The sequence below is a fragment of the Candidatus Mycalebacterium sp. genome (assembly GCF_977828045.1).
Genome location: NZ_CDWCUL010000017.1, coordinates 57,225 through 63,770, shown reverse-complemented (window position 1 = coordinate 63,770; position 6,546 = coordinate 57,225). Strand labels below are relative to the sequence as shown.

Genomic DNA, 6,546 nt, shown 5'->3' with positions numbered 1-6,546 from the left:
AGCAGGCCCCGCCGGCACGCATGCGCGGTTACGAAAATCCCTTCGTTCATCTTAAGAGTTTTGGAAAAAACAGGTTGCCGTTTCATTTGAGAAAACCGCCCCGTAAGACTATAATTCGGGGGTAGGCATTGCAAGGTTTGAAACCGTTTTTGAATTGGAAAGTTTTTTTCATAAAACACAAGGGTTGCGCCTGTGGCGAAAATCATAGGAATTGTTAACCAGAAGGGCGGAGTGGGAAAGACCACGACCGCCGTCAACCTTTCAGCGAGTTTCGCTATGTTGGGGCAGAAGACCCTGCTTGTGGACTGCGATCCCCAGGGCAACTCCTCAAGCGGTGTGGGTGTTGAGCGCACCTTGGAAAACGGGGTGTCCACGGCAACCGTTTACGGCGTTCTAATCGGGGGTGAATCGCTTACGGACTGCATACGGAAGGTCTATCCCGACTCATTCGGCGACAGGTTTGATGTTATCCCTTCGGACTCCAACCTTACGGGCGCGGAGGTTGAACTGCTTGACCTTGAAGGCAGGGAGTATGTTTTGAAAAAATCCTTTGCCGAAGTTTCGAATGCCTACCAATATATAATAATAGACTGCGCGCCCTCGCTTAACATTTTGTCAATCAACGCGCTCGCGGCGGCGGATTCGGTAATAATTCCGATACAGTGCGAATATTACGCGCTTGAAGGGCTTGCACACATCAAAAACGCCATCAGTCTGGTGCGCAAGCGCATCAACCCGGCGCTCTCAGTTGAGGGGTATCTTCTGACGATGTTTGATACGCGAAACAACATATGCCATTCGGTTGCCCGCGAAACGAGAAACCATTTCGGCGATGAAACTTTCAGCACGGTCATATCAAGAAATGTCCGCCTCGCCGAATGTCCGAGCCACGGCAAACCGGTTGTGATTTACGACAATGAATCTCAAGGCGCGCGCGATTACATGTCGCTCGCGGAGGAAATAATCAAGAAAAACGGAGGTGTTCCAAATGAGGAAAAACACTCTTGGCAAAGGCCTTGAAGCGCTCATCGGTGATGAGAGTGAAGTTTCAGAAGGCGCGTATATGACGGTGCCGACCACCCGGCTCAAGCCCGGCGCGGGGCAGCCGAGAACCGGGTTCAACTCCGGTGCGCTTGACGAGCTCGCGGTTTCAATCAAAGAAAAGGGCGTAATTCAACCGCTGATTGTCCGCAAGAGCGGAGACAAATACGAGATAATCGCCGGAGAGAGAAGGTGGCGCGCGGCGCAGAAGGCGGGCGTTCACGAGGTTCCGGTGATTGTGCGCGACCTTGCCGATAGCGAATCGCTTGAGATAGCTCTGATTGAAAACATTCAGCGTGAAGACCTTAATCCGCTTGAAGAGGCGCTCGCCTATGAGAGGCTCATATCGGAGTATGGTTTGACGCACGAAAATATGTCAAAGCGGGTCGGCAAGAGCAGGGCGGCGGTTACAAACTCGTTGCGGATTTTGAAACTTTCAGACGCGTCCCGTGAGGCGCTTGTGTCCGGCGGGATTTCAACGGGGCACGCAAGAGCCGTTTTAGGGCTCAAGTCCGCCGCCGATGAAGGCGTGGTTGTTGCGAGAATTATCTCGGGCGGTTTGTCCGTGAGGCAGACGGAAGCGCTTGTAAAAAAATTCAACGCTTTGGGCTCTTCGGGCGGCTCGTTCAAACAGTCCGCCGCTTCGGAAACCGACATATATCTCAAACGCGCGGAGCGCTCAATGCGCGAAGCTCTTAGTGCGAAAGTGAGCATCAAAGGCGGCAGGAAAAAAGGCAACATCATAATTCAATACTCGTCCCCGGACGACCTTGAGAGGCTGTCGTTTGAGATAGCGGGCGGGTCGTCCGTGATTCCCACGAAGGGTGCGAAGACCTGAAGTGAAAAATTTTGAAGTGAAAATTGAGATTCGCCCCGCAAAGGGCGTGCTTGACCCTCAAGGCAAAACGGTGCTTTCCGCGCTTGGAAAACTCGGTTTCAGCGAGGTTGTGTCCGTGACCGTGGGCAAACTCATAGAGTTGAGGGTGGAGTGCTCCGATGAGAAATCCGCACAAGTGCTGGCGGACCGGATGTGTTCCGAAATCCTCGCCAATCCGGTCATAGAGGTTTTTTCAATAGAGGTCGCGGAGGCACGAAGCGATGGCTGATTTCGGGGTTGTTGTTTTTCCGGGCTCAAACTGCGATGAGGACTGCGCGCGCGCGGTCAGGCGGTTAGGGCACGGGAGCGTGAAAGTGTGGCACGAGGAGACCTCGCTCGGCGGAATTGACTGCGTCATAATCCCCGGAGGGTTTTCCTACGGCGACTATTTGAGAACGGGCGTGATGGCGTCTTTTTCACCGGTAATGGAGGAGATAAGGAGTTTTGTGCGCGCGGGCAAACCCGTAATTGGAATCTGCAACGGGTTTCAAATTCTCGCCGAATGCGGACTGCTTTCGGGCGCTTTTGTGCGCAATTCAAGTTTGAGATTTGTCTGCGACTGGACATATGTGCGCGTTGAAAACACCGGCACGCCTTTTACCTCGGCTTTCAAAAAAGGCGAGGTTTTGAGAATTCCGGTCGCCAACGGTGAAGGGGCTTTTTTCTGCCGCGAAGATAAAATTGCTGAAATGGAGAGCAAGGAGCAGATTGTTTTCCGCTACTGCTCGGCTGACGGCGATGTAACCGCCGAAGCAAACCCGAACGGCTCGGTTTCAGCAATAGCCGGAGTTTGCGGCGCGGCGAATGTGCTTGGTATGATGCCGCATCCGGAAAGGTGCTGCGATGAGGTTCTCGGCGGAGATGACGGCGCGGGGATTTTCGAGTCGGTCGCGGAGTTTATTTCGCACAGCGGTTGAGCAAATGCTCCGCCGGTGCGCCGCGCTCTTTTTATCTTTGATTTTTTTGTGATACTTTCCCCATAGCGGAGACGGTTTTTGAGATGACGGAAAAAACAGACGAGTTTATAGACATAACGGGCGAGGTTTGCCCGATGACTTCCATTAAAACAAAAATGAGACTCAAAAGTATGCGGCCCGGCGGGGTTTTAGAGGTTCGCGTGAGCGAAGGCGAGCCGATTGACAACCTGCCGCGCACGATTGAGCGCGAAGGGCATAAGGTTTTGGAAATCAAAAAAGAAGACTCATTTTACACAGTCAGGATACAGCGCAGTTGATATGGGACAGGCGGCGGGCATTGAAAACTCGGGCGCCGGGACTGTGTCGCGGTCAATTGTTGATTTTGTAGGCGAAACGCCTCTTTTGAGATTGTGCAAAATCACAGATGATATCCCCGATTCTGTTGAGATATACGCGAAAGCCGAATGGCTGAACCCCGGCGGTTCGGTGAAAGACCGCGCCGCAGTCCGCATGGTTTCGCAAGCCATAAAAGACGGCGAGTTGAAAAACGGGCTTGCCATAATGGACTCGTCATCGGGCAATACGGCGATTGCCTATGCAATGACGGGAGCGGCTCTGGGATTTCCGGTAACGATAGTCGCGCCTGAGAACATCAATGCTGAAAGAAAGAAAACCATAGAGGCGTTCGGCGCGAAAATAATTTATTCCGACCCGCTTGAAGGGTCGGACGGCGCGATAGTGTTTGCGCGCCGGCTCAAACAGCAGTCGCCGGACAAATATTTTATGCCCGATCAATACAACAACCCGCTCAACCCTCTGGCCCATTATGAAACAACCGCACCCGAAATATGGGAGCAGACGGGTGGGCGCGTTACGCATTTTGTCGCGGGCGTTGGCACGAGTGGAACGATTATGGGAGTGTCGCGCCGGCTCAAAGAGTTGAACCCGCAAGTACGGACGTTTGGCATTGAGCCCGCCGAGGTTCTTCACGGGCTTGAAGGGTTGAAGCATATTGAGACCTCAATAGTGCCGGGAATATACGACCCGAAAGGTTTTGACGGAACCCTGTTTGTTTCCACCGAAGACGCTTACGCGATGATGGAGAAAATGGTCAGAACCGAGGGCATATTCATAGGACATTCGGGCGGCGCGGCGGTTGTCGGCGCGCTTGAACTGGCGCGCAAAATCACTTCGGGAGTTATCGTAACGGTGCTTCCCGACAGCGGATTCAGGTATTTGAGCGAAAAGCTGTGGTGGTAGAGATTTCAAAAAACGCCCTTGAAGGTATGAAAGAACACGCCGAGCGGGGTTATCCCGATGAGGTGTGCGGCGTTATGATAGGCGCCGGAAGAGTGGTGAGCGAATTCACGGAATGCCGCAACCTCAATACTGAAAGAGCGCATGACCGCTACGAACTTGACCCTTTGTCTTTCAACTTTGCGGACACCTCTGCGAGGGAAAAAAACTTGAACATAGTCGGCATATACCATTCCCATCCCGACCATCCGGCGCGCCCTTCGGAAACAGACAGGGTTAGAGCGTGGAGCGGCTGGGGATACCTGATAATGTCAATAGAAAAAGGCGTTTTGAAGGACTCAACCCTGTGGTATTTGAACGAGAAAACCGAACGGTTTGAACGCGCGGATTTTTCCATTCGCGATTAAAAATTTTCACCCGCCGCCGCAAAGAATGTGCCTTTATTCCCCGTTCCGTTTTTGCTATAATTCCGCCCTGTAATATCCCATCAAAAATGGAAAGCGGGGGTGGAGTTTAATGAAAAGATTTTCGGTATTCGCGGTCCTGGTTTTGTGCGCCGGGGCGGTCTGGTTTTCACTGACCGGCGGCCTTGACGGGCAAAAGCAAACCGCCGGGGCGGAAAAACAGTCTGACACCTTTGTGTTCACTTACACAATAATGTCGGGTGACTCGCTGAATCTTATAGCGCGCAGGTTCGGAATTACAACGGACGAACTCTCGTCAGCGAACGTCATAGACGGCGGCGTTATATACAGAGGCAATATCCTCAGTATTCCTCTGCCCTCACGCGATGTTGTTTTCCTTCACACGGTCGCCAAAGGCGAGACGGTTTCTTCAATAGCGTCCGCTTACGGAACGAGCGTCCGGAACATAATGAAACTGAACAGAATGAAGAAAGACAACGTTTTCGCGTTGCGCAAAATTCTTGTCAACGGCAGTCCGGAGATCAATTCAAGGTTTGTGGTTTTCAGAGTTGGAAGCGATGATGAGGGAAGTGAAATCTCGCGCGCTTTCGGTGTGGATGAGAGAGAGATTGAGGTACTTAACGCCGCAAACGCGGACTGGCGGCAGTCGGGTTCGCACATTGTTGTTGACACTTTTGAATATTCCTACCCCGCGCGCACTCGCGACAGCATCATAGAAACCGCGAAAAACTATCTGGGCGCGCCATACAAATACGGCGGAAACTCGCCTGAAACCGGCATAGACTGCTCGGCTTATGTGAAAAGGGTTTTTTCATATTTCGGCGCCAACCTGCCCAGAACCGTCAGAATGATGCACAAACACGCGGACGGACGGTGGGTGAACAAAGACAGCTTGCAAAAAGGCGACCTGGTTTTCTTTGAAACCGATAGGCCGTTCCCGTCTCACATCGGAATTTACATTGAAGACGGCAGGTTCATACACGCTTCTTCCGCAGGCGGAAAGGTCATCATTTCAGACCTCGCGAAACCCTACTACAGCAAAGCCTACATAGGAGCGAAGAGGATTTATCTGGACAATCCGGGCGCGGTGACCATTAAATAAGAGCGATGAAAGAAAAAGAGATCAGGGAGTTTCTAAAAAATTTCCGGCGTTATCTTGAATACGAGAGAAACCTGTCACCCCACACCGTTCGCGCCTATATGAGCGATGTCCGGCAGTTCGCGGATTTCATCATCAAGAACGGGTTGAAACTGCCCGCGATTGAAGTCAGAGACATCAACCGATACATAGCGGCGCGTTTTGACAAACGCAATTCCAAAACTTCAACCGCGAGAAAAATCGCCGCCGTGCGGACTTTCTTCAGGTTTCTCAACATTGAAGGAGTAATGCACGGCAATCCCGCCAAAAGCGCGGTGGCTCCGAAACGCGCCCGTCCGCTTCCGTCTTTTCTCTCAGTGGACGAGATTGACGCTCTTTTGAGAGCGATGAAGCCGCAAGACGGACCGCTCGCGCTGAGAGACCGCGCGATGTTTGAGTTGGCTTATTCTTCAGGACTTCGGGTGAGCGAACTTGTTTCTCTCAAGGTTGAGGACCTTAACTTTGAGCAATCGCTGGTCAGGGTTTTCGGCAAGGGTGGAAAAGAGAGAATGGTTCCGTTCGGTTCAAAAGCCACTGAAGCGCTCAAGCGGTATTTTGAGATCAGAGACACTTTCAAACCCGGAACCGCTCATATCTTTGTCGGGTCAAAAAAAACCGGTATAACTTCGCGTAGCGTTTCAAGAATTCTCAAAGCCTACGCGCTTGCCGCCGGAGTAAACAAAAACATCTCTCCGCATACTCTTCGGCACAGTTGCGCCACCCATCTGCTTGCCGCTGACGACAAAAACGACAAGGGCGCCAGTAAAGACAAATTGAGGGCTATCCAACTGATACTTGGGCATTCAAGCCTTTCTTCAACTCAAAAATATACGCACATATCTGTTGAACAGTTGATGAGTATCTATGACAATACTCATCCAAGGGCTTGAT

General features: G+C 51.9%; 9 protein-coding genes. All 9 read left to right on the top strand.

Features of this window, described 5'->3' with window-relative positions; all coding sequences use genetic code 11:
• Positions 1 to 192: 192 nt before the first annotated feature.
• Positions 193 to 1,020, top strand: a complete 828-nt coding sequence (locus ACY430_RS05910; protein ID WP_462137968.1) for a ParA family protein — start codon at positions 193 to 195, stop codon at positions 1,018 to 1,020.
• A complete protein-coding gene (locus ACY430_RS05905) occupies positions 989 to 1,879 on the top strand; it encodes a ParB/RepB/Spo0J family partition protein (protein WP_462137967.1) in 891 nt (296 codons plus the stop codon). Before ACY430_RS05910 ends, ACY430_RS05905 begins: the two co-directional genes overlap by 32 nt.
• Position 1,880: 1 nt before the next feature.
• Complete coding sequence (purS, locus tag ACY430_RS05900; protein WP_462137966.1) at positions 1,881 to 2,147, top strand: phosphoribosylformylglycinamidine synthase subunit PurS; 267 nt, start codon at positions 1,881 to 1,883, stop codon at positions 2,145 to 2,147.
• Entirely contained in the window at positions 2,140 to 2,835 is a 696-nt protein-coding gene (gene purQ, locus ACY430_RS05895; RefSeq protein ID WP_462137965.1) for a phosphoribosylformylglycinamidine synthase I, read from the top strand. Before purS ends, purQ begins: the two co-directional genes overlap by 8 nt.
• 83 nt (positions 2,836 to 2,918) lie before the next feature.
• Complete coding sequence (locus ACY430_RS05890) at positions 2,919 to 3,152, top strand: sulfurtransferase TusA family protein (RefSeq protein WP_462137964.1); 234 nt, start codon at positions 2,919 to 2,921, stop codon at positions 3,150 to 3,152.
• Between the two features lies 1 nt (position 3,153).
• Positions 3,154 to 4,095, top strand: a complete 942-nt coding sequence (locus ACY430_RS05885; RefSeq protein ID WP_462137963.1) for a PLP-dependent cysteine synthase family protein — start codon at positions 3,154 to 3,156, stop codon at positions 4,093 to 4,095.
• The gene (locus ACY430_RS05880) at positions 4,086 to 4,499 is read left to right on the top strand and encodes a M67 family metallopeptidase (protein WP_462137962.1); all 414 of its coding nucleotides are present in this window, start codon (positions 4,086 to 4,088) and stop codon (positions 4,497 to 4,499) included. The genes ACY430_RS05885 and ACY430_RS05880 overlap by 10 nt, the downstream gene beginning before the upstream one ends.
• Positions 4,500 to 4,608: 109 nt before the next feature.
• Positions 4,609 to 5,619 carry a C40 family peptidase gene (locus tag ACY430_RS05875; RefSeq protein ID WP_462137961.1) on the top strand — a complete coding sequence of 337 codons (1,011 nt, stop codon included), beginning with the start codon at positions 4,609 to 4,611 and terminating at the stop codon, positions 5,617 to 5,619.
• Between the two features lie 5 nt (positions 5,620 to 5,624).
• On the top strand, positions 5,625 to 6,545 hold the full coding sequence (xerA, locus tag ACY430_RS05870) for a site-specific tyrosine recombinase/integron integrase (protein WP_462137960.1): 921 nt from the start codon (positions 5,625 to 5,627) through the stop codon (positions 6,543 to 6,545).
• Position 6,546 lies beyond the last annotated feature (1 nt).